The following is a 22,919-nucleotide window of genomic DNA, read 5'->3' on the forward strand; positions in this document are numbered from 1 at the left end:
TTCCTCTCCTCAATGCCCGAACGAGGCCGCCGCGCCGCGCTTCGGCCGCGTCAGCCACATCATTGCCGCGAGGGCGAGACACGTCATGCTCGCCATCCAGAACATGTCGTTGGTCGCCATCATGTAGGCCTGCTGCATCACGACCTGGTGCAGCGTCGACAACTCGCGCACGCCATCCACGCCCATCGCGTTCAGCGTGTGCACGAAGCGCTGCGTGTTCGCCGACGCGTGCGTGACGGATTGCGACACGACGTCGTAGTGATAGGTCGCGCGGTTGTCCCACAGCGTCACGCTCATCGCGGTGCCGAACGCGGCGGACAGCGTGCGCAGGAAGTTCGACAGGCTCGACGCGGCCGCGAGCCGGTCGTCCGGAATGCGCGACAGCGTCGCGGCGGTCAGCGGAATGAAGAAGCACGGCAGCCCGATCCCCTGGATCAGGCCCGGCGCGGCGATCTGCGCGAACGTCACCTTCAGCGTGAAATGCGCGTCCCATGCGAGCACGGCCGCGAACACGAGGAAGCCGAAGGTCGCGAGCACGCGCGCGTCGAAGCGATGCGCATGCAGCCCGACGAGGATCGAGAACACCAGCGCGAGCACGCCGAGCGATGCCGTGGCGAGCCCCGCATGAAACGCGTTGTAGCCCATCACGGCCTGCATCCACAGCGGGAACACGACACCGACCACCGAGAAGCTCATCATCCCGAGCGAGATGATCAGTACACAGAACGAGAACGTGCGATCGCGGAACAGGCTGAGATCGACGACGGGGTGCGCCTCGCCCGCCTCCCAGATCAGCAGCGACACGATCGAGAGCGCCGCGACCACCGCGAGCGTGACGATCAGCGGCGAGCCGAACCAGCCGCGATCGTGGCCGAGATCGAGCATCGCCTGCAGCGAGCCGACGCCGATCACGAGCAGCACGATGCCCGGCACGTCGATCGGGCCGGCCTGGCCACGTTGCGCGTCGGGGCGCAGCATCGCGGTGCAGACCGCGAACGAGAACAGCCCGATCGGCAGATTGATCAGGAAGATCCACGGCCACGAGAAGTTGTCGACGATCCAGCCGCCGACCACCGGCCCGAAGATCGGCGCGAGCAGCACCGTCATCGCCCACAGCGCGAGCGCGATCGTGCGTTTGTCCGGCGGGAACGTGCGCAGCAGGATCGTCTGCGACAGCGGCACCATCGGCCCGGAAAACAGCCCCTGCAGCGCGCGGCAGATCACCAGCACGTGCAGGTCGCGCGCGAGCCCGCACAGCAGCGACGTCAGCGTGAACAGCAGGATCGCGCCGACGAACAGCCGCAGCTCGCCGACGCGGCGCGCGAGCCAGCCCGTCAGCGGCACCGCGATCGCGGCCGCGACCGAATACGAGCTGATCACCCATGTGCCCTGGCTGTTCGATACGCCGAGGCTGCCGGAGATCGCCGGCACCGCGACGTTCGTCACGGTCGAGTCGAGCACCTCGATGAAGGTCGCGAGCGACAGCGCGAACGTCAGCAGCGCGAGCCGGATGCCGCGCACCGGCCGCGCGGCCGGCGCAGGCGCAGGCGCGTCGAACGCGGACGGCGTGACCGGCCCGTCGTGAAGCGGCGACGCGGTGCTCATGCGCCGGCCACCACGACATCGGCCCGCGCGCGCCCGCCCGCGCTTCGGCACGAACCGTTCGATGAAATCGGCGGCCGCGTTGCAGCCGTCCGGCGCGGCCGCGAGCAGCGCACGCGTACGCGCCGCATGCACCGCGAACGCGGGGTCGTCGAGCACGCGCGCGAGCGCCGCGCCGAGCCGCCCGCCGTCGAGCGGGCCGTCGACGCGCACGCCGCAGCCGTTCGCGACGACGCGTTGCGCGTTGTCGAACTGATCGTGCGCGAACGGCGTGACGACTTGCACGATGCCGGCTTCGCACGCGAGCGCCGCCGTGCCGATCCCGCCGTGATGCACGAGCGCGCGGCAGCGCGGCAGCAGCGTGCGCATCGGCACGAAGCGGCGCACGAGCAAACGGTCACTGTCCGGCGCCGCATCCTGCGACGTCAGCAGGATCCCGCGCGCGCCGGTCGCGCGCAGCGCGTCCGCCACCGCGTGCGCGTATGCCGCGTGATCGACGCGTGTCGAACCGGCCGTGAACACGACCGGGGGGTCACCGGCCGCGAGATACGCATCGAGTGCCACATCGTCTTCAGGCGTCGCAATATCGTTGAACAGCGGGAAACCGCTTTGCAGATGATTCGACGGCCAGTCCGGCTGCGGCGGCGCGAACCAGCCGGGAAACAGGCACAGCACGCCATCGGTCGAATGCAGCCAGCGGCCCAGCACGCGCCGCGCGGGCGCGAGCCCGAGCGCGCGGCGCACCGCGTTGAGCGCGGGCCCGCACGTGCGATCGAGCACCTGCCGCTCGATCAGCGTCATCAGCGCCGCCTTCACGGGCAGCGGCCAGCGCGCGGGAATCGTCAGGCGCGGGTGCGTCGGCGGCGCATGCGCGGACAGCAGTGTCGACGGCGACACCTGCACCGATACGTACGGCGTGCCGTGCAACTCCTGCATGAAGCGCGCGGAGAACGCCCACAGCGTGCCGACGAGCACCGTATCGTCGTCGGTCAGCGCACGCAGCGCGTCGTAGTGCGGGCGCAGCGTCGGCGCGATCACCTCCCACAGCGTGCGAAACGACGTGCGCGAATCCCACAGCGCGGGGTTTGCCATCGCGGCCTCGTATTCGGCCGCGGTGCCGATCGGCACGAACGCGAACCCGCAACGGCGCACGACCGCCTCGAACGGCGCATGCGTGCAGAACACGACGTCGTGACCGCGCGCCGCGAGCGTGCGTGCGACGCCGAGCAGCGGATGCACGTCGCCCGCCGAGCCTATTGCGGTCACGATCATCTTCGCCATCGCGCGCCTCGCGGGAGTCAGTAGAAGCCGGGAATCAGCGCCGCGACTTCCCGACGGTACTGCGTGTACGCCGGCCCGAAATACCCGGTCAGCCAGCTTTCCTCGACACGCACCTTGTACGCGAGCGACGCGAACACGAGCAGCACGCCGATCGCGCCGCGCCATTCGCCACCGATCAGCGCCGCGCCGACGAGCGCGATCAGGCAGCCGGTATAGATCGGGTGACGCACGAGCCCATACGGCCCCGTGCGGACGAGCTCGTGGTCTTCCTTCAGCGTGACCGACACACTCCAGTTCGTGCCGAGGTGCAGCCGCGCCCACACCGAGAACAGCAGGCCGGCCACCAGCACCGCGAGCCCGCACTGCGTCTGCAGGCCGAAGCGCTGCCAGTCCGGCACGAGCGCCTGCCAGGACGGATCGGGCAGGATGATCAGCGCGCCGCCGACGATCAGCGGAATCGACTGCAACGTGCGCGAGCGCGACGCTTCCTTGCGCACGGTCGTCTTCACGCCTTGCGAAGTGGCGATCCAGTAGGCGAGCCACACGGCCCACGGAACGACGATGGCGATGGTCTGAACGATATTCACGGCTGGCCTGCCTCGTTGGGATGGGAATTCGGGAGCGCCGCGCGTACCGGACGCACGGCGGACGGCGTCACGACGACAGCGCGTGCATCGGAGCCGGCACGCACGACTGCGCGGCGGCGAGCGCCATGCCGGCGGCGAGCGTCGAGCCGCCGCAGAAAAAGTCGAGCAATGCCGAACGCGTGTATTCGCGCTGCGCGCGGCCTTCGATGTCGAGGAAGTGGCCGGCGTCCGGCACCGTCGCGAACCGTGCGCGCGGCACGTGCGCGCCGAGCTGGCGCACGTCGGCGGGCGTCGTGTATTCGTCGCGCTCGCCGTTCAGGAACAGCAGCTCGCAGCCGATGTTCGAGAACTCGCTGAGGTAGCGCTCCGGCTGCAGCGACAGAATCTGGTCGACGTGGAACGCGACCTGGTCCTGCTCGTCGCGCGGCAGGCGCGTGAGATAGCGGTAGTTGTACAGCTTCATGATGCGCGGCAGGTAGCGGCCGACGGTGTCGTTCAGCAGCTGCGCGGCCTTCAGATTCTCGCCGGCCGCGATGTGGTCGCGGGCGCGCGTCACGTAGTCGACCATCGCGTCGTTCAGGAACGGCGAGAACGAGCAGATCGCCGCGCGCCGCACGCTCGGGCAGCCGCGTGCGAGCGCGAACAGCGACGCGACACCGCCCCACGACACCGACACGAGGTACGCCGGCGCGAAGCGCTCGACCAGGTGCTGCAGGATCGCGGCCTCGTCGTCCTTCGTCAGGATGAAGCAGCCCGGATTGTGCTGGCGCGACTGCCCCGCATACGGCAGGTCGAAGCAGATCGTGTTCATCCGCTCGCCGAGATACTGGACGGTCTGCCCGAACGACGCGGTCGTCGCCAGGGCGCCGTTGACGAGCATTGCCGTGTCGAACGCCGGGTCGAACACGTTGCGTTCGACGTAGACCTTCAGACCATTCGGCAATGGGACCACGTGTTTTTCGGTCAGCATCGTCGTTCTCCGGTTGATGCGGCGTCTCGACGTCGCGGCATGCTGCAGGTGCGCAATGACTGCGCCGGTTTCTTACACGCGATCCGAATCGCGCGATTGGCCAATGCACCGCGGCAATACCGGCGGCATCGATTCATTCCTCGTAGTGCGGCGCCATACTAATACGGACAATATTACTGACTCAAGTCATTCCAACGATACCCTCTACTCTGTTAGGAAATACGGCAGATTCAAATTATTCCCGCATTTTTTATGGTAGGCGGAATTCGATCGAGGGCGATAGCAATCGTTTGCGGGGCGGTGGTCCATTTCCATCAAAACGACAAATATCCGTTCATAATCATAAAGTTACTTCGTTTCATTCGCTTATTTCAAACGGATTTTCATGACCGAATCGTGACGTCGTTTCGCGCATCGACTTCCACGCTTAACCGAATCTCACACAGCTCAATGTTCTTTCATTCCGTAATCGCTTCGACACCTGAAACGATTAACCGGATTGATCGCCCAATTCAGAAAGCGTTTTAAACAAACTCCAATTTTTTTAAACGTCTTTCAATTATTTTTCCGCACCTGCACAACGCTCGAACGGGGCCCCGCTCACCTGCCGCGCAGCCGCCGTCACCGTCCGACCCCGATTTTTTTTATTGATTGAACGATCAATAAAAAACCGCTAAGCTCTCGACTTCCATGGACGGCCCGTCCGGGCGAAAGGAGTCGCGATGCCGAAAGTCGGAATGCGGGAGATTCGCCGCGCACAGTTGATCGACGCCACGCTGCGCTCGATCGACGAGGCGGGCCTGCCCGGCACGACGCTCGCATCGGTCGCGCAACGCGCGAACATCTCGACGGGCATCGTCAGCCACTACTTCGGCGACAAGGACGGCCTGCTCGAAGCGACGATGCGGCACGTGCTGCGCGACCTGTCGGCCACCACGCGCCGCCGCGTGGCGGCACGCAAGGATCCGCGCTCACGGCTGCGCGCGATCGTCGCCGCGAACTTCGACGACACGCAGGTCAGCGCGCCCGTGATGAAGACCTGGCTCGCGTTCTGGTCGCAGAGCATGCACGACCCGATGCTCAAGCGCCTGCAGCACGTCAACACGCGGCGCCTCCACTCGAACCTGTGCGCCGAATTCGCGAAGGCGTTGCCGCGCACGCAAGCGCGCGAGGCCGCCAGCGGCCTCGCCGCGCTGATCGACGGCCTGTGGCTGCGCGGCGCACTCGCCGGCGGCCCGATCGACACCCGGGCTGCATTGAAGCTCGCCCACGATTACATCGACCTGCTGCTCGCGTCCGACTGACGCGTCACGCAGTCGCCCTCAAGGAGATCCTCATGTCCGTATTCGGTTTGCAGCGCCTCTACATCGGCGGCGGTTACGTCGACGCCACGAGCGGCAAGACTTTCGACACCTTCGATCCCGCCACCGGCGAACTGCTCGCGCAGGTGCAGCAGGCCAGCGCGGCCGACGTCGACCGCGCGGTGGCGTCCGCACAGGAAGGCCAGCGTGAATGGGCGGCGATGACCGCGATGCAGCGCTCGCGCATCCTGCGCCGCGCGGTCGACCTGCTGCGCGAGCGCAACGACGAACTCGCGGCGCTGGAAACGCGCGACACGGGCAAGCCGATCGGCGAGACGCTCGCGGTCGACATCGTCACCGGCGCGGACGTGATCGAGTACTACGCTGGCCTCGCGACCGCGATCGAAGGGCTGCAGGTGCCGCTGCGCGCCGAGTCGTTCGTCTACACGCGCCGCGAGCCGCTCGGCGTGTGCGCGGGCATCGGCGCGTGGAACTACCCGATCCAGATCGCGTGCTGGAAGACCGCCCCCGCGCTCGCGGCCGGCAACGCGATGGTGTTCAAGCCGAGCGAAGTCACGCCGCTCACCGCGCTGAAGCTCGCGGAAATCTATACGGAAGCCGGCGTGCCGGCCGGCGTGTTCAACGTCGTGCAGGGCGACGGCTCGGTCGGCGCGCTGCTGACGGGCCACCCGGACATCGCGAAGGTGTCGTTCACGGGCGGCGTCGAAACCGGCAAAAAGGTGATGTCGCTGGCCGGCGCGTCGTCGCTGAAGGAAGTGACGATGGAGCTGGGCGGCAAGTCGCCGCTGATCGTGTTCGACGATGCCGACCTCGACCGCGCGGCCGACATCGCGGTCACCGCCAACTTCTTCAGCTCGGGCCAGGTCTGCACGAACGGCACGCGCGTGTTCGTGCACCGTTCGGTCAAGGACGCGTTCACGCAAAAGGTGCTCGAACGCGTGAAGCGCATCCGTGTCGGCAAGCCGACCGATGCCGAGACCAACTTCGGCCCGCTCGTGTCGGCCGCGCAGCTCGACAAGGTGCTCGGCTTCATCGAAAGCGGCAAGGCCGAAGGCGCGAAGCTGCTCGCGGGCGGCACGCGCCTGACGGATGGCCACTTCGGCGGCGGCCAGTACGTCGCGCCGACCGTGTTCGGCGATTGCCGCGACGACATGAAGATCGTCCGCGAGGAAATCTTCGGGCCGGTGATGAGCATCCTCGATTTCGAATCGGAAGACGAAGTGATCGCCCGCGCGAACGACACGCACTACGGCCTCGCGGCCGGCGTCGTGACCGAGAACCTGTCGCGCGCGCACCGCACGATCCATCGCCTCGAAGCCGGCATCTGCTGGATCAACACGTGGGGCGAATCGCCGGCCGAGATGCCGGTTGGCGGATACAAGCAATCCGGTGTCGGACGCGAGAACGGCATCACGACGCTCGAGCACTACACTCGAATCAAGTCGGTGCAGGTCGAGCTCGGCCGCTACAACCCGGTGTTTTAAGGATCACGAAAGGAGATTGACCGTCATGACGACACGCGAATACGACTACATCATCTGCGGCGCAGGTTCCGCGGGCAACGTGCTCGCAACGCGCCTGACGGAAGATCCGGACGTGACGGTGCTGCTGCTCGAAGCGGGTGGCCCCGACTACCGCTTCGACTTCCGCACGCAGATGCCGGCCGCCCTCGCCTACCCGCTGCAGGGCCGCCGCTACAACTGGGCCTACGAAACCGACCCCGAGCCGCACATGGACAACCGCCGGATGGAATGCGGCCGCGGCAAGGGGCTCGGCGGCTCGTCGCTGATCAACGGCATGTGCTACATCCGCGGCAACGCGCTCGACTACGACAACTGGTCGACGCACAAGGGCCTCGAGAACTGGACGTATCTCGACTGCCTGCCGTACTTCAAGAAGGCCGAAACGCGCGACGTCGGCCCGAACGACTATCACGGCGGCAGCGGCCCCGTGTCGGTCACGACCAGCAAGCCCGGCGTGAACCCGCTGTTCGAGGCCATGGTCGATGCCGGCGTGCAGGCCGGCTATCCGCGCACCGACGACCTGAACGGCTATCAGCAGGAAGGTTTCGGCCCGATGGACCGCACGGTCACGCCGAAGGGCCGCCGCGCCAGCACCGCGCGCGGTTACCTCGACCAGGCGAAGGTGCGCTCGAACCTCGAGATCGTCACGCACGCGCTCGCCGATCGCATCCTGTTCGACGGCAAGCGCGCGTCGGGCGTCACGTACCTGCGCGGCAGCGAACGCGCGACCGCGCATGCGCGCCGCGAAGTGCTCGTGTGCAGCGGCGCGATCGCGTCGCCGCAACTGCTGCAACGCTCGGGCGTCGGCCCCGGCGCATGGCTGAAGGCACTCGACATTCCCGTCGTGCTCGACCTCCCCGGTGTCGGCCAGAACCTGCAGGATCACCTGGAGATGTACATCCAGTACGAGTGCAAGGAGCCGGTCTCGCTGTACCCCGCGCTCAAGTGGTGGAACCAGCCGAAGATCGGCCTCGAATGGATGCTGAACGGCACCGGCCTCGGCGCGAGCAACCACTTCGAGGCGGGCGGTTTCATCCGCACGCGCGACGACGACCTGTGGCCGAACATCCAGTATCACTTCCTGCCTGTCGCGATCAACTACAACGGCTCGAACGCAATCGAGATGCACGGCTTCCAGGCGCACGTCGGCTCGATGCGCTCGCCGAGCCGCGGCCGCGTGAAGCTGCGCTCGCGCGATCCGAACGACCATCCGAGCATCCTGTTCAACTACATGGCCGAAGCGCTCGACTGGCGCGAGTTCCGCGATGCGATCCGTGCGACGCGCGAAATCATGCGGCAGCCCGCGCTCGATCGATATCGCGGCCGCGAGCTGAATCCGGGCGCCGACTGCAAGTCCGACAAGGAACTCGACGCGTTCGTGCGCGCCCGCGCGGAGACCGCGTTCCATCCGTCGTGCTCGTGCAAGATGGGTTACGACGACATGGCCGTGGTCGATGAAGAACGCCGCGTGCACGGGCTCGAAGGGCTGCGCGTCGTCGATGCGTCGATCATGCCGATCATCACGACCGGCAACCTCAATGCGCCGACGATCATGATCGCCGAGAAGATCGCGGACAGGATTCGCGGGCGCAAGCCGCTTGCGCGCGTGGATGTGCCTTACTTCGTCGCGAACGGGGCGATGGCCCGCAATGTCGCGAAGGCCGTGCGGCAGCCGGAAACGGTCTGACCGCGGCGGGCGTGTTGCCCGCGCATCGACGTACTGACGAAACGCCGCCGACAGCACGTGTCGGCGGCGTTTTGCATGGGATCGTCAGCCGCTGTTCACTTCCCGCTTCAACCGCTCGACGTCGACGTTTTTCAAGTAGTTCGTAATGTTCTGCCAGATCGGATGGAACCCGTAGCCGCCGTGCTGCAGTTCATCGAGCGCCTGCTCGCGCGTCCAGCCCTGGTACACCATCCGGTACAACGCCGACACGAGGCCGGTACGATCGGCGCCGTGCTGGCAGTGGATCAGCACCGGGCCGTCCTGGTCGGCCGTGCGCAGCGCCTTCAGCGCGGTCACCATGTCCTCGTCGCGGATGTCCCACGTGTTGATCCGGATGCGCTGCATCCTGATCTGCGTGCCGGCCAGGATGGCGTCGTCCGCGTGAAACGAACGGAAGCTGATGACCTTGCGGATGCCGAGCTTCTGCAGTTCCGGCACGTCCGAGCGCGACAGCTGGGCGCTGCGATACAGCGTCGGCGTGATGCGGTGCAGGTTGTTCACATGCGCATCGGCCACGCTCTGCGCCCATTTGATCGGCCGGGCGGACACCTCGGAGGCCGGATCCGCGTGGGCCGGCTGCACGAGCCCTGCGAGCGTAGCGGCGAGCGCGGCAATGACGGCGATTTTCATGTCGGGTCGGAAATCAGTAAAAGGCGCGCTTGCGCTCGCGGGAAACGATGAACAGCACGATCGCAGCGGCGCTCATCGTCCAGTAGTCGGTCGGGGCCACGCCCAGCCAGTGGATATGCCACGGCACGTTCGCCGGATTGAAGCGGGCCAGGCCATACGCCGGATTCAGCACGAACCACAGGAAATCCTCGGTCAGCCAGAACACCATGATGCACGCGATGATCCGCGCTTCGATGCGCCACGACCACCGTCCGTTGAACACGGCCGGCAGGTGAAAGAACAGCGCGACGAACGGGAACACCCACGCGTGGTAGCCGGTCATCGGCCGCCCGCCCCAGAAGAGGTCGAGCAGCCAGTGATGCTCGATGCGCCACGTCGGCAGATTCGCGGCCCAGCCCGCGCTGCCTTCGATCTGGATCTCGACGTTCGCGAAGAAGTACGCGAGCAGCACGACCCACGCGACGACGAACACCGTATGGCGCGTCGGCACAAAACGCGCGACGCTCATGCGGCCGGCTCCAGGCCCAGCACGCGATCGAGCACGAAGCGGCCGGCGAGCGGCCGCCCGAGCGGCGCGAGGCGGCGGCGCATGTCGGCGAGACGCTCCGGCGCCTGCAGCAGCGCGCGGATCCGGTAGACGAGCGCATCGTCGTCGATCGCCTTCAGCGCGACGCCCTGTTCGAGCAGGAAATCCGCATTGCGCTCTTCCTGGCCCGGAATCGGCGAGTTGACGATCATCGGCAGTTGCATCGCGAGACATTCGGACGTCGTCAGGCCGCCCGGCTTCGTGATCGCGAGATCGGCGCAGGCCATCAGGCGTTCGACCTGCTGCGTGAAACCCTGCGGAAACAGCCGGCCCGGATGCTGCGCGGCCAGTTCCTGCAACGACGCCAGCATCGCCTTGTTCTTGCCGGCCAGCGCGATCAATTGAAAGTCGGCCTCCATCTCGAGCAGGCGCGCGGCGAGCACGTCGAGGCCGCCGAGGCCCGCGCCGCCGGACATCATCAGGAACGTCGGGCGCGCGGGATCGAGGCCGAATTCGGCCGCGCAGGCCGCGCGATCGAGCGGCTGGCCGAACGCCGGCATGATCGGAATGCCGCTGACGTGCACCGTGTCGGGCGCCATGCCGCGCGCATGCATGCGCCACGCGATTTCGTCGTTGGCCGCGAAATAGCCGCGCATGTTCGGCACGACCCACATGCTGTGCAGGTCGAAATCGGTCACCTGCACCCACACCGGCGTGTCGACGCGCCCCTTGCGGATCTCGCGCGACAGCAGTTCGGCGGGCAGGAAGTGCGTGCAGATGATCGCGTCCGGGCGCTGCCGTTCGATTTCCGCGAGCAGCTGGCGGCAGTTGAGCCGCTCGATCGCGCGGCGGATCTTCTGCGATGCCGCGGCCGGATCGACCTCGTCGGTCTTCTGGTACAGATAGCCCCACAGTGCCGGCTGGCTGCTGACGAGCTTGATGTAGAGATCGGTGTACAGCTTGCGGAAGCCGGTGGATACGAAATCCATCACGTCCAGGTGGGTGGCTTCGATGCCGGCGGGATGGTGGTCGGCGAACGCGCGGATCGCTTCGGCCGCCCGGGTATGGCCGGCGCCGGCGCTGACGCTCAGGAGGAGGATCTTCTTGTTTTGCTTTGACATCTGACTGACCGTTTCGATGAAGGTGGCCCGGCGGCGGGTTCGCGGCGGCGCTCTCACGCGGCGGCGGTGTGCGTCCGGCTTACAACAAGCTTGGCAGATCTTGGGCGGTGCGGGCGGGCGGTTACAGCGCAGCGATCGCCGGCATCGACTGCGGAATCATACTGCGTTCGGTCGAGGGTGCCCGGATCGGGGGAGGCGCGAGGCAGTCAGGCGGTCAGGCGGTCAGGCGGTCAGGCGGTCAGGCGGTCAGGCGGTCAGGCGGTCAGGCGGTCAGGCGGTCAGGCGGTCAGGAAGGATAGATGGCGTGGACGGCGTGGGCACCGACGGCACGAAGGCTCAGCGCGCCGCCTGACGCCCGTTCGCGCGTACGAACGAGGCCCGGCACTTCGGCGCGAGCCAGGGTGCTCGTGCGCGATTCGTTTGGAATCCTTGCATGTCGCTTCGGTCAAGGCGATGCATCAGTCGGCCGTGTCCCACGTGCCCCCGATTCAGGGCGATACGACACCCCGCTTCCGCATCCGTTTCCCGCGGACGATCGGATTCCATCGCGACGTCAGGCTCATCGCGCCTTGCAGGCGTTCGAACGCGACGTCCTCCTGCGGCCCGAAGCGGCTGACCGCCGGCCACGCGAGCACGTGATCGAGCCACGCCTGCCATTCATCACCATGAAAGCGGTGACCGACTTCCTGAACGGCGTCCGGCGCTGCAATCACGATGCCCGCCAGCAAGTAGTAGGCCCAAACGCTGCCCGCGCCGACGAGTTGATCGAGCCGGCACACGGACAACGCCGCGAGCAGCCCGTCCACCGACGCGAGATCGGCACGATGCGTGCGAATCGCCCGCGCAACGAGGTTGTGCTGACCGCCATACGCGGCAACAGCGGTCCCGTCGCCAGCGGCGAGTGCGGCCGAGAAGGTCACGAGCGCAGCCATCTCGTCGATGCGCGACGCGTCGTTGCGCGGCCCGCACACACGCAGCACGATCGCGTCGATGACGGCGCCCGGCATGGCCGACGTTTCTCCACTCGCCGCCGCGACGACGGCCAGCCTTTCTCTCAGGTTCTTCGCAGGCGGCATGTCGTCCTGCGCGCCCTTTTCATGTTCGGTACATTCACGGCCATCGCCCCCGTTGCATTCGACACCGCCGGCAATCCGCTCGAGTGCGGCCCAGCCGACATCGGGGTCGTCGAACGCGCATGCATCGATCACGCCGTACGCGGTGTCGAACACGGCGCGCGAGCCGGGGCAGCTACGTTCGGCTTCGGCGAGTTGCTGCATCGACGGCACATGCGAGCACGGACCGCGCGGGTCGCTCAGATCGCATGCGCACATGCCGCCGTCCGAGGCGATCCACGGCGCGAGCCGACCAAGAATCGTGGTCGCTTCTCGGGACAAGTTCGCGCCCACCCGCATACGTATCGCGTGTGACGAGATGACGGTCGTGTCGCCGGCGTCACCCGCCTCCGCCGCGCACGCATCAGCGTCGAGTCGTTCGATCAGGTACTGCAACCACGCGGCCGTGCGCAGCCGGTCAGGCGTCGCGCCGCGGGCATCTCCATACTTTGCTGGATCGGTAAGCATGGGTCTTCCGGGAGTGTTCTGGCCAATTGGAATAGTGGTTAATTCAGTTGGATCGGATGGCGCGGTACGCCGTGCCGATCCTGCAAGGCCGCGCGCATCGGATCGCGACGCATGCGGCCAGCCTGTCATCGCGCTGATATGGACGAAGGCTCGAAAGCATCGAGGAAGCGGAAAGCCGCGTGCATCCAGCCCGCTCTTCGCGCACAGCGAGCGCCCCGGCGGCCTTACACGGAAAACGCGACCGCTCTGCGGAACGAATCCGGCCGCCGTGCCGAATCACGCGACGGTACGGACCCGTCGAAGCTGCCAATACCCGCCGCGCCTGCCGCACGGCCCTCGCACGCGGCGGGCACCCGCTTCGATCCGCGATCGCTTATTGCACGTGGAACTTCGGCGACGTCGCGACCGTGCCGCCCACCGTGCAATCCGGCGTCAGCGTGGCGTTGTTGAACGTCAGCGACGAGTTCGGATCGCTCCACGTCGTCACGACCTTGCTCGGCCCGCAGGTACCGAGCAGCGTGACGTTCACCTTGACGTTATTGATCGTCAACTGCGTCGTGCTGTCGGCCTGCCCCGTCCACGGCGACGCGCTGCTCGCGCTGCCGTTGATCAGCCCGCACGTCGCACCGCCCGAGAACGTCGTCGACGTGATGTTGACGATGCCGGTCGACGTGATCGTGCCGTTGAAGGTCGCGTTACAGGCCGCGGTGATCTGCCCCTTGCTGAGGTTCGTGAGCCCGGTCGCGGAAAAAGGCTCGCCGTTCGGGTTCATCGGCTGACCGTCGGCCCGCGTAACGGTAACTGCGAAAGCAGGCGCGGCCGAAACCGCGGTGAAAGCCACTGCAGCAACAAGCGATACGATTTTGCGAATGCTCATTTGAACTGCCCCCTCTCTTCACAAATGGCGGCACGCCGCCAGGAACGCGACCTCCCGACCGAAAAGGTCCGGCCAGCCAGTCGCAGGAAGCCGCCGACGCGCGTCATGCGCACCGGTCGGCTCAGAACTTGTAGGAAATCCCGACGAACGTGATCAGCGGGTCAGCCTTCAGCCGCGTGCGCGTGGTGGCAAGCGTCGAGCCGTCGGCCGCCTTGATCACGAGCGACGAGTAGGTCTTCAGCGGCATGTAGGTCAGCGTCGCCGTGAGCCCCCAGTGCTTGTCGATCGCGTAGCTCGCGCCGACGTTGTAGACCGGCGTGAACGACGACGACGCCTTGCCCTCCACCGACGTCGGCCCCGGCTTGCCGGCACCGGCCGCAAGCACGCTGCCGAGGTTCTCGTTGATGTCCTTCGCGAAGTTGCCATTCAGCTCGATGTTGCTGAACCAGCTGTAGGCCACGCCGATCCCGACGAACGGCCGGAACCGCGCGGTCGGCGAATTGAAGTAGTACTGCAGAATGATTGTCGGGCTCCACTGCCGCGCGTTCTTCACCGCCGGCTGGTTCGCCGGGTCGTCCATGTTGACGCTGCCGAGCGCGCCGGCCGGGCCGGGCGGCCGGATCGTGCCGTGCCCGGTCAGCGTGAACTCGGGCGGCACGCCGAGCACCGACGTCACCGCAATGTGATCGGTGAAGAAGTGCGTGAGCGTGAGGCCGACGGTATCGGCGTTGTTGACCGTCAGGCTCGTGCCCGGCGACGTGAACGACCCGGGCAGGCGCAGCGGCCCGTTGATCGGCATGCTCGCGAGATTCGTCGTCAACCCGTTGGTCGAATCCTGCGGCATGATGTGCAGCCAGCCCAGCGTCGCGACGTTGTCGCCCGCCTGCTGGGCCGATGCGAGCGTCGACACGCCTGCGACGACACCCGCGACAATCAGCTTCTTCATGAAGTCTCCCCTCATTCTGTCCGGGCGCCGCGCATCCGCGCGCGGCGCCACCGTGTCTCCATCCAGGCGTGCGTCACTGCACGAATGCGCCGACCGTGAAGTACGGGTTGCTCGTATCGTTCATGTCGAGGAACCCGAATACGCCGCCGGTGAACACGAACTTGCCGGTCGCCGGCCCCGACGCCGCATCCGCATGCACGGTCGTGACGACACCGGGCACCTTCTGCGTGTAGTCGAGATTCAGCGCACGCGTGAGCGCGGCCTGCGACGCATTGAACGGATCGAGCAGCGTGGCCTGCGCGCCGACGAGCGCGGTCGCGCGGTAGTTGAACGCGCTGTCGACACCCGTGTACTCGCCGTTCTGCGAGCCTTGCGCGATCGCCGTCTGCGGGCTCAGGAACGAGATGCCCGATTCGTCGTCCGCGCTCGGCGGGCCTTGCGTGAGGTCCGCGTTGGCTGCACCCGTGCGGATGAAGATCGGCACGAGCTGGTTGCGCAGCTTGCCGACGATCAGGATCCCCTTGCCGGCCTTCGCCGGATCGACCGCCGCGAGCGTCGGCTGAATCTGCGGCAGGTAGTTGAGCGACTGGAACGCCGGCGCATCGGGCCGCAGCGCGAACGGCTGGTTCACGGTCGCGCTCGATGCAAGCGGCTGCCCGCCGTTCTTCTTGCCGAAGTTGTCGGTCTCGACGTAGCTGCCGTCCGCGTTGATCGTCACCTGCTGGTCGAGCGCCACCGGCTGGAAGCTCTGCGACGGCACCTGGTGATAGCCGAGCTGGTTGTACTTGCCGGCGATCTTCGTCAGGTCGGTTTCCAGCGACGAGAAACTGATGAACGGGTAGTACGGGAACGTCGTCTTCGTGATCTTGCCGACGCCGATCACGCCGTCGAACTGAATCGTCGCGCCGGGAATCGCGCCGCCCAGCACGCCCTCGCCGAGGAACAGCCGCGCGGGCCGGTTCGGGTCGAGGCTCGCGTTCTGCATCCGGAACGTGCACTGGTTCAGCTTCACCGTCGGCAGCCCCGTTTCGTCGGCGAGCGTGCCGTCGACCACGTTGGCCGGCGTCGTGTCGCGGGTCGGCTGCACGGTGCCCGTGGTGGTCGGCACCGGCGATGCGAGATACGTCATCCGGTACGTCATTTTCGTCGTGTCGAGCTGCACCTTCACGAGCTCGCCCGATCCCGACCCGCCGACGAACACCGTGTTGTAGTCGATCGTCTGCGGGCACAGCCGAACTACCGGTGCGGGCGGCGGGTCGCCGTCGCCGCCGCAGGCGGCCAGCACGGGTGCGAGCGACGCCGCTGCCATCCATTGCTTCAAATTCATAGGAATCCTCTTGAAATTCGATTCGCCGGCGGCGACGCATGCGCCGCTGGTTTTACGTGTTCAATGCAGGGTTACTGGACGAACGCGCCGACCGTGAAGAACGGGTTGACCTGGCTGTTGTTGACGACCATCGCGTAGACGTTGCCGGCCGTCACGATCCAGCCCGTATCGCCCTTCTTGAAGATCGCCACGTTGCCGCTCGCACCCTTCGCGTTGAAGTCCTGCGAGGCCGTGACCTTGATCTTGCCGGGCGTGGCCTGCGTATAGTCGAGCGCGAACTGCGAGGTCACCGACGACGTCTGCGGATCAATGAACGCCGCGGTATTGCCCTGGAACAGCGTCGACGTATAGTTCGCGGCCATCGTCGACACGGCAGTGCCGTCGTTACAGGTTCCGGCTTCCGTCAGGAAGGTGCCATTGACGAACTTGCCAGGCAGATCCGGGTGCGGCACGTTTGGATTGAAGCTCGGGCCTGCCGACGGGAAGAAGCTCGTCGTGCCGGGAGACGTCACGACGCCGCATGCGGATGCGCTGGTCGCGCCGATGTAACCGCCCTTCAGCGAATTGGCGGCAATCGCGGTGGCTGACGACAGCATCGAGATCCCGACTTCGGCATCGGCGACCGACGCGAGCGGATTGGCCGGATCGACATACGTATAGCCGACACGAATCACGACCGGTATCCGTACGCCGTTCAGCTTGCCGACGATCATGATGCCTTTGGCCTGACTCGACGCAAGGAGGATGAGCGACGACCCCTGCCCCGCGATCGGATACGAGGCCACGCCAAACGCATTCGGCAGCCCGTTGCTCACGAACACGTTGTCGGCCGACCCGTCCGCATTCTTGCGAAGCGTCCAGGGGGTCCCGGTCGTCTGACACGAGTAGTCGCTGCCTTGCGTGATCGTGCACGAACCGTCCGCATTGAGCGTCTGGTTCCAGTTGACGACGTCCGGCTCCCAGCCGATTGGCCCCGGCGCGCTCTGCCCCCGCCGATCGGCGACAGATGGATGCCTACCTCGTTGTAATTGCCCGCGACCTTCGAAAAGTCGGTTTCCGTTTCGATGAAGCCGATGAACGGGTAGAAATCGAACGTCCGCGACGGCACGTAGCCGATGGGCGTGGGGGCCCCGAGGTCGATACCCTTGTACGCAATCGTCGCCCCCGGAATCCCGCCACCCACCACGCCATTGCCGACGAACAGCATCGGCGGATCGGCACGGTTGATCGTCACCGAATACGCACCGTCGCTCGTCGCGCCGCTGTCGAGCACGAATGCGCAGCGGTTCTGCTCGGCGGTCGGGAGCGTGGTCGGATGATGGAATGCGCCGCTGATCGTCAGGCCCGCGCGCGTGTTGTTGACTTGCCCGGCCGACGTCGGCACCGACGATTCGATGAACTGCATCTGATAGGTGAGCTTAGTCGTGTCGAACTTCACCTTCACGTACTCGCCGCTGCCCGCGCCGCCCGTATACGTCGTCGTGTAATCGAGCGCATCCGGACACAGCTTCGTCACGACGGGCGGCGTCGTTTCGGCACCGCTCGGCCCGCATGCGCTGCCCGAGCACTGCGGCACGTTGATCGGCCCCGGATCGTCGCCGCCGCCGCAACCGGCGACGAACGGCAGCGCCAGTACCGCGCACGACAGAATCGCCTTCCGCCATTCAGGAATGCAAAGCATCAACCCCTCCTTTTCAGGTACGACAAGTCTCGTCCGGACAGGCTGCATGGCCCGCCGGTTGGTATCGCGCCGCGGCACGAAAGCGCGGCGCATGACGGTGCGCGCAAGACGGCCGCGATGCCGGTCAGGCAAATGCGGCACGCGCCGCGGCGGCAGGCAAACGCTCTCCCGCGGCGCCGTCAAGCAGCAAGGCGCCGTGAGAACGATCGAAACGGGAAGTGGTTCGCCGCTACACGGCGAGAGAGCAATGCAGACACGCGATCTGCATCGCGCCTGCATTCAGCGAAAAAACGGGAAACGGCAGTCCGACTGGCCCCGCGGATAGGCGTCTCATGTATGGGTCTCCATCCGTACGCTTGATTCGTTATCGTGATGCGTCGTTGGTGGAGACTATGATCGGACGATACCCACAAGTAAATGGATGCAGAGTTCCAAACGACGGAAACCACGCAATCCTAGCGTTTACACGGTATTTGACAGATTTTCAAACAGCCTTCATTTTATTTGCTCAGACAAATACCCAGGCGGTATAACACGCGTTTGAATGGTGACCGCCAATCCGCGCCTGGCCACGCCAGCCGGGCCTCAGCCGCCCGCTGCATGTTGCGGCGCAACCTTACACGTCGATGATCGCGAGCGTGCCGTGGCTGCCCGGCAGCACCGCATGACGCACACCGGCGAGCGCGAGGTACATCTGGCCGGCCTCAACCACGACCGTCTCGCCCCCGACCTCGAGCATCATCCGGCCGTCGAGCACCAGCAGCCCCTCGTTGTAGTCGTGCACTTCCGCTTCGTAAGCCTGCGCATCCATGCGCAGCACCTTGATCCTGGCCGGCCCGACCTCGCCGACGATCGTGGATTTCCACGCGACGGGCTGCGCCGCCGCCACGGATTTGAAGTCGATCAAAGACATGCGCGCCGCTCCGTGAACGATGAAAGGAACGCATTATCGCGAGCGCGGCGGATGCCGTCCCGGTACGGCGCGACGGCCTTCGGGCGGCACAGTCGGCCGGCCGGCCGCGCTGCCGCCACGCCGAAACGCGCTCGCCGCCCGGTTCGCCGAAAACACTTCGAATTGTTCGTACGGCTCAAATAAAGCGCAGCTTTATTGAGCAATGCGTGACCATTTCCCGCAAATCCGGCACCGACACCGCACGCCCTTTCCACGAGAATGCATTTCCATCTACCGATTGCTAATATGGCGGTCCTGCGATCCCGCACCACAACGCCGTTCGACATGACGCCCGTTCGCCATGCCGTCCCCGATCCCGGCCGCTTCGCAGCGGCGGCGACGCCGGGCACGTGCGGCGCACGCCGTCGCGCCGGCCGGCCGTGCCATCCGTGAGCATGCAACCGATCCTTTCCGTCTCAGACCTCTCCAAGACTTACGCGTCCGGCTTCCAGGCGCTGAAGCACGTGACCCTCGACATCCGCCCCGGCGAGATCTTCGCGCTGCTCGGGCCGAACGGCGCCGGCAAGACGACGCTGATCGGCTCGATCTGCGGCATCGTCACGCCGACCGAAGGCCGCGTGACGGTCGGCGGCCACGACATCCGCGATCAATACCGCGCGGCCCGCGAAATGATCGGCCTCGTGCCGCAGGAACTGACCACCGACGCGTTCGAGACCGTGTGGGCGACCGTGTCGTTCAGCCGCGGCCTGTTCGGCAAGGCGCCCGATCCCGCGTACATCGAGAAGACGCTGAAAGCACTGTCGCTGTGGGACAAGCGCGACAACAAGCTGATGACGCTGTCGGGCGGCATGAAGCGCCGCGTGATGATCGCGAAGGCGCTGTCGCACGAGCCGCGCATCCTGTTCCTCGACGAACCGACGGCCGGCGTCGACGTCGAGTTGCGCCGCGACATGTGGAAGCTCGTCGATTCGCTGCGCGACAACGGCGTGACGATCCTGCTGACCACGCACTACATCGAGGAAGCCGAGGAAATGGCCGACCGCATCGGCATCATCCTCGGCGGCGAGCTCGTGCTCGTCGAGGAAAAGCACGAGCTGATGCGCAAGCTCGGCAAGAAGCAGCTCACCGTGCAGCTCGAGCACCCGCTCGCCGACGTGCCGCCCGCACTCGCGCCGTTCGGGCTCGAACGCGCGGACGACGGCGCCGCGCTCGTCTACACGTACGACTCGCAGCGCGACGACGCGAGCATCGCGAAGCTGATCAACGCGCTCGGCTCGGCCGGCATCGGTTTCCGCGACCTGCACACGACGCAGAGCTCGCTCGAGGACATTTTCGTCAGCCTGATCGACAACCGCCGCAACGGCACGCAAGGAGCCTGACGCATGAACTGGCATGGCATCCGCGCGATCTACCGCGCAGAAATGGCCCGCACGCGCCGCACGCTGATGCAGAGCATCATCGCGCCGGTGATTTCCACATCGCTGTACTTCGTGGTGTTCGGCTCCGCGATCGGCTCGCGCATCAGCGACGTGAACGGCATCGGCTACGGCTCGTTCATCGTGCCGGGGCTCGTGATGCTGTCGCTGCTGTCGCAGAGCATCTCGAACGCGTCGTTCGGCATCTACTTCCCGCGCTTCACGGGCACGATCTACGAAATTCTCTCCGCGCCCGTGTCGTACTGGGAAATCGTGATCGCGTACGTGGGCGCGGCCGCGTCGAAGTCGATCCTGCTCGGCGTGATCATCCTCGCCACGGCCGGCCTGTTCGTGCCGCTGCACATCCTGCATCCGTTCTGGATGGTGCTGTTCCTCGTGCTGACGGCGGTCACGTTCAGCCTGTTCGGCTTCGTGATCGGCATCTGGGCCGACAGCTTCGAGAAGCTGCAGCTCGTGCCGCTCCTGATCATCACGCCGCTCACGTTCCTCGGCGGCAGCTTCTACTCGGTCGACATGCTGCCGCCCGCGTGGCGCGTGGTCACGCTGTTCAACCCGATCGTCTACCTGGTCAGCGGCTTCCGCTGGTCGTTCTACGGGATCGCCGACGTGCACGTGGGCGTCAGCCTCGGTGCAACGTCGCTGTTCCTCGTGATCCTGCTGGCGATCGTCGCGTGGATGTTCCGCACCGGCTACAAGCTGAAGAATTAATTGATGCGCGACGGCCGCCCCCCGCGCGGCCGCCGATGACGCATTTGGGCAAGCAGGCGGCGCTTTTCCTCTGATGCGGCATTTTGTGGTCGCGTCTACTGAACATGAAGCATCGGGGCCGCGAAGCACGCGCTTCGCGGCCCCTTTTCATTTCAGAGGACGCCATGCCCGCCGCCACCGCTCCCGCCTCCGCCGCCGCCCGGCTCGAACGCCTGCCGTTCTCCGGCTATCACAAGCGGATCTTCTTCATCATCGCGATCGCGTTCTTCTTCGACTCGGTCGACCTCGGCACGATGACGTTCGTGCTCGGCTCGATCCGCAAGGAGTTCGGGCTGTCGACCGCGGCCGCCGGCCTCGTCGCGAGCGCGAGCTTCTTCGGGATGGTGCTCGGCGCGGCCGTGGCCGGCCTGCTCGCCGACCGCTTCGGCCGCCGGCCCGTGTTCCAGTGGAGCATGGTGCTGTGGGGCGCGGCCTCTTATCTGTGCTCGACCGCGCAGAGCGTCGACGCGCTGATCGTCTACCGCGTGCTGCTCGGGATCGGGATGGGGATGGAATTCCCGGTCGCGCAGACCTTGCTGTCCGAATTCGTGCCGACCGAGAAGCGCGGCCGCCTGATCGCGCTGATGGACGGCTTCTGGCCGCTCGGCTTCATCACGGCCGGCATCGTCGCGTACTTCGTGCTGCCGCAATTCGGCTGGCGCACGGTGTTCGCGCTGCTCGCGATTCCCGCCGTGTTCGTGCTCGTGGTGCGCCGCATCGTGCCGGAATCGCCGCGCTGGCTCGAGCATGCGGGCCGGCACACGGAAGCCGACACGGTGATGCACACGATCGAGGCGAAGGTGATGCGCTCGGCCGGCGTGACGACGCTGCCGCCGCCGTCGCGGCTCGCCGAGCCGGCCGTCGCGCGTGGCCACGGCGCGCTGCGCGAAATCTGGAGCGGCGTGTACCGCCGCCGCACGGTGATGGTGTGGCTGCTGTGGTTCTTCGCGCTGCTCGGCTTCTACGGTCTCACGTCGTGGCTCGGCGCGCTGCTGCAGCAGGCCGGCTTCGAGGTCACGAAATCGGTGTTCTACACGGTGCTGATCTCGCTCGGCGGCGTGCCGGGCTTCCTGTGCGCCGCGTGGCTCGTCGAACGCTGGGGGCGCAAGCCGACCTGCATCGCGTCGCTGATCGGCGGCGCCGTGATGGCGTACGCGTACGGCCAGAGCGCGCTGTACGGCGGCAGCACGGCGCTGCTGATCGGCACCGGCCTCGCGATGCAGTTCTTCCTGTTCGGGATGTGGGCCGCGCTGTACACGTACACGCCGGAGCTGTACGGCACCGGCGCGCGCGCGACGGGCTCGGGCTTCGCGTCGGCGATCGGGCGCGTCGGCTCGTTGATCGGGCCTTACGTGGTCGGCGTCGTGCTGCCGGTGTTCGGCCAGGGCGGCGTGTTCACGCTCGGCGCGCTGTCGTTCATCGCGGCCGCGCTTGCCGTGTGGACGCTCGGGATCGAGACGAAGGGCCTTGCGCTGGAACAGCTCGCAGCGGGCGATGAAGCGGGTGGCGGCGGCAGGTACGCGGCTGCGGCGGACAAGCTCTCCTGAGCGCCCGATCGACCCGGATGTTCACGATAGCCGGGACAGTACGCAGCGCCGTGCCCGGCTGCTGCGCGAAGCGGCCGGATTCGTGGCCGGATTCGCGGCCAGACTCGCGGCCGGACCGACGCTGCCGGACCGAGCCGAGACGCCCTGTCGCTCGCCTGCCCGGCCAGTGCGCTGTGCCCGATCCAGCCGCTCGATCTCGACCTCATCCTGCCGAGGCACGGCCCGGCCCTCATGCACGACATCCCGCGCGTGCATGCCGGTGCGATCGCATATTGCGAAACCGCCCCCGCATAGGCGGCGGAGGCGGCAATCCAGGAGCGGTACGGCAGGTGCCGGTCAGGCCCCGGCGACGATGAACTCTTCGGCCGCCTTGCGCTGCACCGCGGCCATCACCGCCAGTTCGCGCTTGCTGCGCGAGTCGCCGGACACGACACCCGTCGCGTGCTTCGCCTTCGCGCCGAGCGGGAAAAACACGAACGACGCGCCGGCCGGCGCCGCCGGCTCCGCACGCAGGCGTTTGTTCAGGATTTTCAGGTATTTCTTCTTCGAGACTTCTTTAGCAGCCATGGCGCCCTCC

The 22,919-nt window shown here is 66.5% G+C and carries 18 protein-coding genes and 2 pseudogenes; 6 read left to right on the forward strand and 14 right to left on the reverse strand.

What is annotated here, in order from left to right; translation table 11 throughout:
* Positions 1-9 precede the first annotated feature (9 nt).
* The 4 genes and pseudogenes from LXE91_RS22555 to LXE91_RS22570 all read right to left on the reverse strand — a co-directional run bounded on the left by LXE91_RS22555 (position 10) and on the right by LXE91_RS22570 (position 4,440).
* Positions 10-1,605, reverse strand: coding sequence for a DHA2 family efflux MFS transporter permease subunit (locus tag LXE91_RS22555; protein WP_039369532.1), 1,596 nt, complete (start codon positions 1,603-1,605; stop codon positions 10-12).
* Positions 1,602-2,883, reverse strand: a pseudogene (locus LXE91_RS22560) (glycosyltransferase). The gene LXE91_RS22555 and the pseudogene LXE91_RS22560 overlap by 4 nt, the downstream one beginning before the upstream one ends.
* Positions 2,884-2,900: 17 nt before the next feature.
* Positions 2,901-3,470, reverse strand: coding sequence for a methyltransferase family protein (locus LXE91_RS22565; RefSeq protein WP_039369527.1), 570 nt, complete (start codon positions 3,468-3,470; stop codon positions 2,901-2,903).
* 67 nt (positions 3,471-3,537) lie between these two features.
* The gene (locus tag LXE91_RS22570) at positions 3,538-4,440 is read right to left on the reverse strand and encodes an alpha/beta fold hydrolase (protein WP_039369524.1); all 903 of its coding nucleotides are present in this window, start codon (positions 4,438-4,440) and stop codon (positions 3,538-3,540) included.
* Positions 4,441-5,162: 722 nt separating this feature from the next.
* On the opposite strand from LXE91_RS22570, the gene betI reads away from it, so the two are divergent.
* Genes betI through betA form a run of 3 tightly spaced genes read left to right on the forward strand, consistent with a single transcriptional unit; the run spans position 5,163 to position 8,972 of the window.
* Complete coding sequence (gene betI, locus LXE91_RS22575) at positions 5,163-5,744, forward strand: transcriptional regulator BetI (protein ID WP_039369520.1); 582 nt, start codon at positions 5,163-5,165, stop codon at positions 5,742-5,744.
* Positions 5,745-5,776: 32 nt separating this feature from the next.
* Positions 5,777-7,246: a betaine-aldehyde dehydrogenase gene (gene betB, locus LXE91_RS22580; protein WP_039369518.1), complete on the forward strand. Its 1,470-nt coding sequence runs from the start codon at positions 5,777-5,779 to the stop codon at positions 7,244-7,246.
* Positions 7,247-7,271: 25 nt separating this feature from the next.
* Positions 7,272-8,972: a choline dehydrogenase gene (betA, locus tag LXE91_RS22585; protein WP_046544116.1), complete on the forward strand. Its 1,701-nt coding sequence runs from the start codon at positions 7,272-7,274 to the stop codon at positions 8,970-8,972.
* 84 nt (positions 8,973-9,056) lie between these two features.
* Here the strand turns inward: betA and LXE91_RS22590 are convergent, their stop codons facing one another.
* The 9 genes and pseudogenes from LXE91_RS22590 to LXE91_RS22630 form a co-directional block, all read right to left on the reverse strand.
* Positions 9,057-9,641 (reverse strand): dual specificity protein phosphatase family protein, encoded by a 585-nt coding sequence (locus LXE91_RS22590; RefSeq protein WP_046196646.1) that lies wholly within the window; start codon positions 9,639-9,641, stop codon positions 9,057-9,059.
* 13 nt (positions 9,642-9,654) lie between these two features.
* Entirely contained in the window at positions 9,655-10,149 is a 495-nt protein-coding gene (locus LXE91_RS22595) for a hypothetical protein (RefSeq protein ID WP_039369514.1), read from the reverse strand.
* The gene (locus LXE91_RS22600; RefSeq protein WP_039369512.1) at positions 10,146-11,288 is read right to left on the reverse strand and encodes an MGDG synthase family glycosyltransferase; all 1,143 of its coding nucleotides are present in this window, start codon (positions 11,286-11,288) and stop codon (positions 10,146-10,148) included. Before LXE91_RS22600 ends, LXE91_RS22595 begins: the two co-directional genes overlap by 4 nt.
* 488 nt (positions 11,289-11,776) lie before the next feature.
* Positions 11,777-12,868 (reverse strand): hypothetical protein, encoded by a 1,092-nt coding sequence (locus tag LXE91_RS22605; protein ID WP_039369511.1) that lies wholly within the window; start codon positions 12,866-12,868, stop codon positions 11,777-11,779.
* Positions 12,869-13,241: 373 nt separating this feature from the next.
* Positions 13,242-13,745, reverse strand: coding sequence for a hypothetical protein (locus LXE91_RS22610; protein ID WP_039369510.1), 504 nt, complete (start codon positions 13,743-13,745; stop codon positions 13,242-13,244).
* Positions 13,746-13,866: 121 nt separating this feature from the next.
* Complete coding sequence (locus LXE91_RS22615; protein ID WP_039369508.1) at positions 13,867-14,691, reverse strand: OmpW/AlkL family protein; 825 nt, start codon at positions 14,689-14,691, stop codon at positions 13,867-13,869.
* A gap of 73 nt (positions 14,692-14,764) precedes the next feature.
* On the reverse strand, positions 14,765-16,018 hold the full coding sequence (locus LXE91_RS22620; protein ID WP_039369506.1) for a DUF2957 domain-containing protein: 1,254 nt from the start codon (positions 16,016-16,018) through the stop codon (positions 14,765-14,767).
* A gap of 71 nt (positions 16,019-16,089) precedes the next feature.
* Positions 16,090-17,699, reverse strand: a pseudogene (locus tag LXE91_RS22625) (DUF2957 domain-containing protein).
* 616 nt (positions 17,700-18,315) lie between these two features.
* Positions 18,316-18,612, reverse strand: coding sequence for a cupin domain-containing protein (locus LXE91_RS22630; RefSeq protein ID WP_039369502.1), 297 nt, complete (start codon positions 18,610-18,612; stop codon positions 18,316-18,318).
* A 434-nt stretch (positions 18,613-19,046) separates the two neighbouring features.
* Here LXE91_RS22630 and LXE91_RS22635 point away from each other — a divergent pair, with 434 nt between their 5' ends.
* The 3 genes from LXE91_RS22635 (at position 19,047) to LXE91_RS22645 (ending at position 22,342) form a co-directional block, all read left to right on the forward strand.
* Entirely contained in the window at positions 19,047-19,991 is a 945-nt protein-coding gene (locus LXE91_RS22635) for an ABC transporter ATP-binding protein (protein ID WP_039369498.1), read from the forward strand.
* A gap of 3 nt (positions 19,992-19,994) precedes the next feature.
* Positions 19,995-20,756, forward strand: coding sequence for an ABC transporter permease (locus LXE91_RS22640; RefSeq protein WP_039369495.1), 762 nt, complete (start codon positions 19,995-19,997; stop codon positions 20,754-20,756).
* Positions 20,757-20,920: 164 nt separating this feature from the next.
* On the forward strand, positions 20,921-22,342 hold the full coding sequence (locus LXE91_RS22645; protein WP_039369490.1) for an MFS transporter: 1,422 nt from the start codon (positions 20,921-20,923) through the stop codon (positions 22,340-22,342).
* 336 nt (positions 22,343-22,678) lie between these two features.
* On the opposite strand, the gene LXE91_RS22650 is transcribed toward LXE91_RS22645, so the two are convergent.
* Positions 22,679-22,909 carry a hypothetical protein gene (locus LXE91_RS22650; RefSeq protein ID WP_039369487.1) on the reverse strand — a complete coding sequence of 77 codons (231 nt, stop codon included), beginning with the start codon at positions 22,907-22,909 and terminating at the stop codon, positions 22,679-22,681.
* Positions 22,910-22,919: the final 10 nt, after the last annotated feature.

The sequence above is a fragment of the Burkholderia contaminans genome, from assembly GCF_029633825.1.
Taxonomy (GTDB): Bacteria; Pseudomonadota; Gammaproteobacteria; order Burkholderiales; family Burkholderiaceae; genus Burkholderia; species Burkholderia contaminans.

What these genes read in the sequence shown, in the direction of transcription:
- betB (WP_039369518.1), top strand. Translation starts at nt 5,777, where the DNA reads ATGTCCGTATTCGGTTTGCAGCGCCTCTACATCGGCGGCGGTTACGTC.
- LXE91_RS22605 (WP_039369511.1), bottom strand. Translation starts at nt 12,868, where the DNA reads ATGCTTACCGATCCAGCAAAGTATGGAGATGCCCGCGGCGCGACGCCT.
- LXE91_RS22555 (WP_039369532.1), bottom strand. Translation starts at nt 1,605, where the DNA reads ATGAGCACCGCGTCGCCGCTTCACGACGGGCCGGTCACGCCGTCCGCG.
- LXE91_RS22610 (WP_039369510.1), bottom strand. Translation starts at nt 13,745, where the DNA reads ATGAGCATTCGCAAAATCGTATCGCTTGTTGCTGCAGTGGCTTTCACC.
- LXE91_RS22570 (WP_039369524.1), bottom strand. Translation starts at nt 4,440, where the DNA reads ATGCTGACCGAAAAACACGTGGTCCCATTGCCGAATGGTCTGAAGGTC.
- LXE91_RS22650 (WP_039369487.1), bottom strand. Translation starts at nt 22,909, where the DNA reads ATGGCTGCTAAAGAAGTCTCGAAGAAGAAATACCTGAAAATCCTGAAC.
- LXE91_RS22590 (WP_046196646.1), bottom strand. Translation starts at nt 9,641, where the DNA reads ATGAAAATCGCCGTCATTGCCGCGCTCGCCGCTACGCTCGCAGGGCTC.
- LXE91_RS22635 (WP_039369498.1), top strand. Translation starts at nt 19,047, where the DNA reads ATGCAACCGATCCTTTCCGTCTCAGACCTCTCCAAGACTTACGCGTCC.
- LXE91_RS22615 (WP_039369508.1), bottom strand. Translation starts at nt 14,691, where the DNA reads ATGAAGAAGCTGATTGTCGCGGGTGTCGTCGCAGGCGTGTCGACGCTC.
- LXE91_RS22645 (WP_039369490.1), top strand. Translation starts at nt 20,921, where the DNA reads ATGCCCGCCGCCACCGCTCCCGCCTCCGCCGCCGCCCGGCTCGAACGC.
- LXE91_RS22595 (WP_039369514.1), bottom strand. Translation starts at nt 10,149, where the DNA reads ATGAGCGTCGCGCGTTTTGTGCCGACGCGCCATACGGTGTTCGTCGTC.
- LXE91_RS22600 (WP_039369512.1), bottom strand. Translation starts at nt 11,288, where the DNA reads ATGTCAAAGCAAAACAAGAAGATCCTCCTCCTGAGCGTCAGCGCCGGC.
- LXE91_RS22630 (WP_039369502.1), bottom strand. Translation starts at nt 18,612, where the DNA reads ATGTCTTTGATCGACTTCAAATCCGTGGCGGCGGCGCAGCCCGTCGCG.
- betA (WP_046544116.1), top strand. Translation starts at nt 7,272, where the DNA reads ATGACGACACGCGAATACGACTACATCATCTGCGGCGCAGGTTCCGCG.
- LXE91_RS22640 (WP_039369495.1), top strand. Translation starts at nt 19,995, where the DNA reads ATGAACTGGCATGGCATCCGCGCGATCTACCGCGCAGAAATGGCCCGC.
- LXE91_RS22620 (WP_039369506.1), bottom strand. Translation starts at nt 16,018, where the DNA reads ATGAATTTGAAGCAATGGATGGCAGCGGCGTCGCTCGCACCCGTGCTG.
- betI (WP_039369520.1), top strand. Translation starts at nt 5,163, where the DNA reads ATGCCGAAAGTCGGAATGCGGGAGATTCGCCGCGCACAGTTGATCGAC.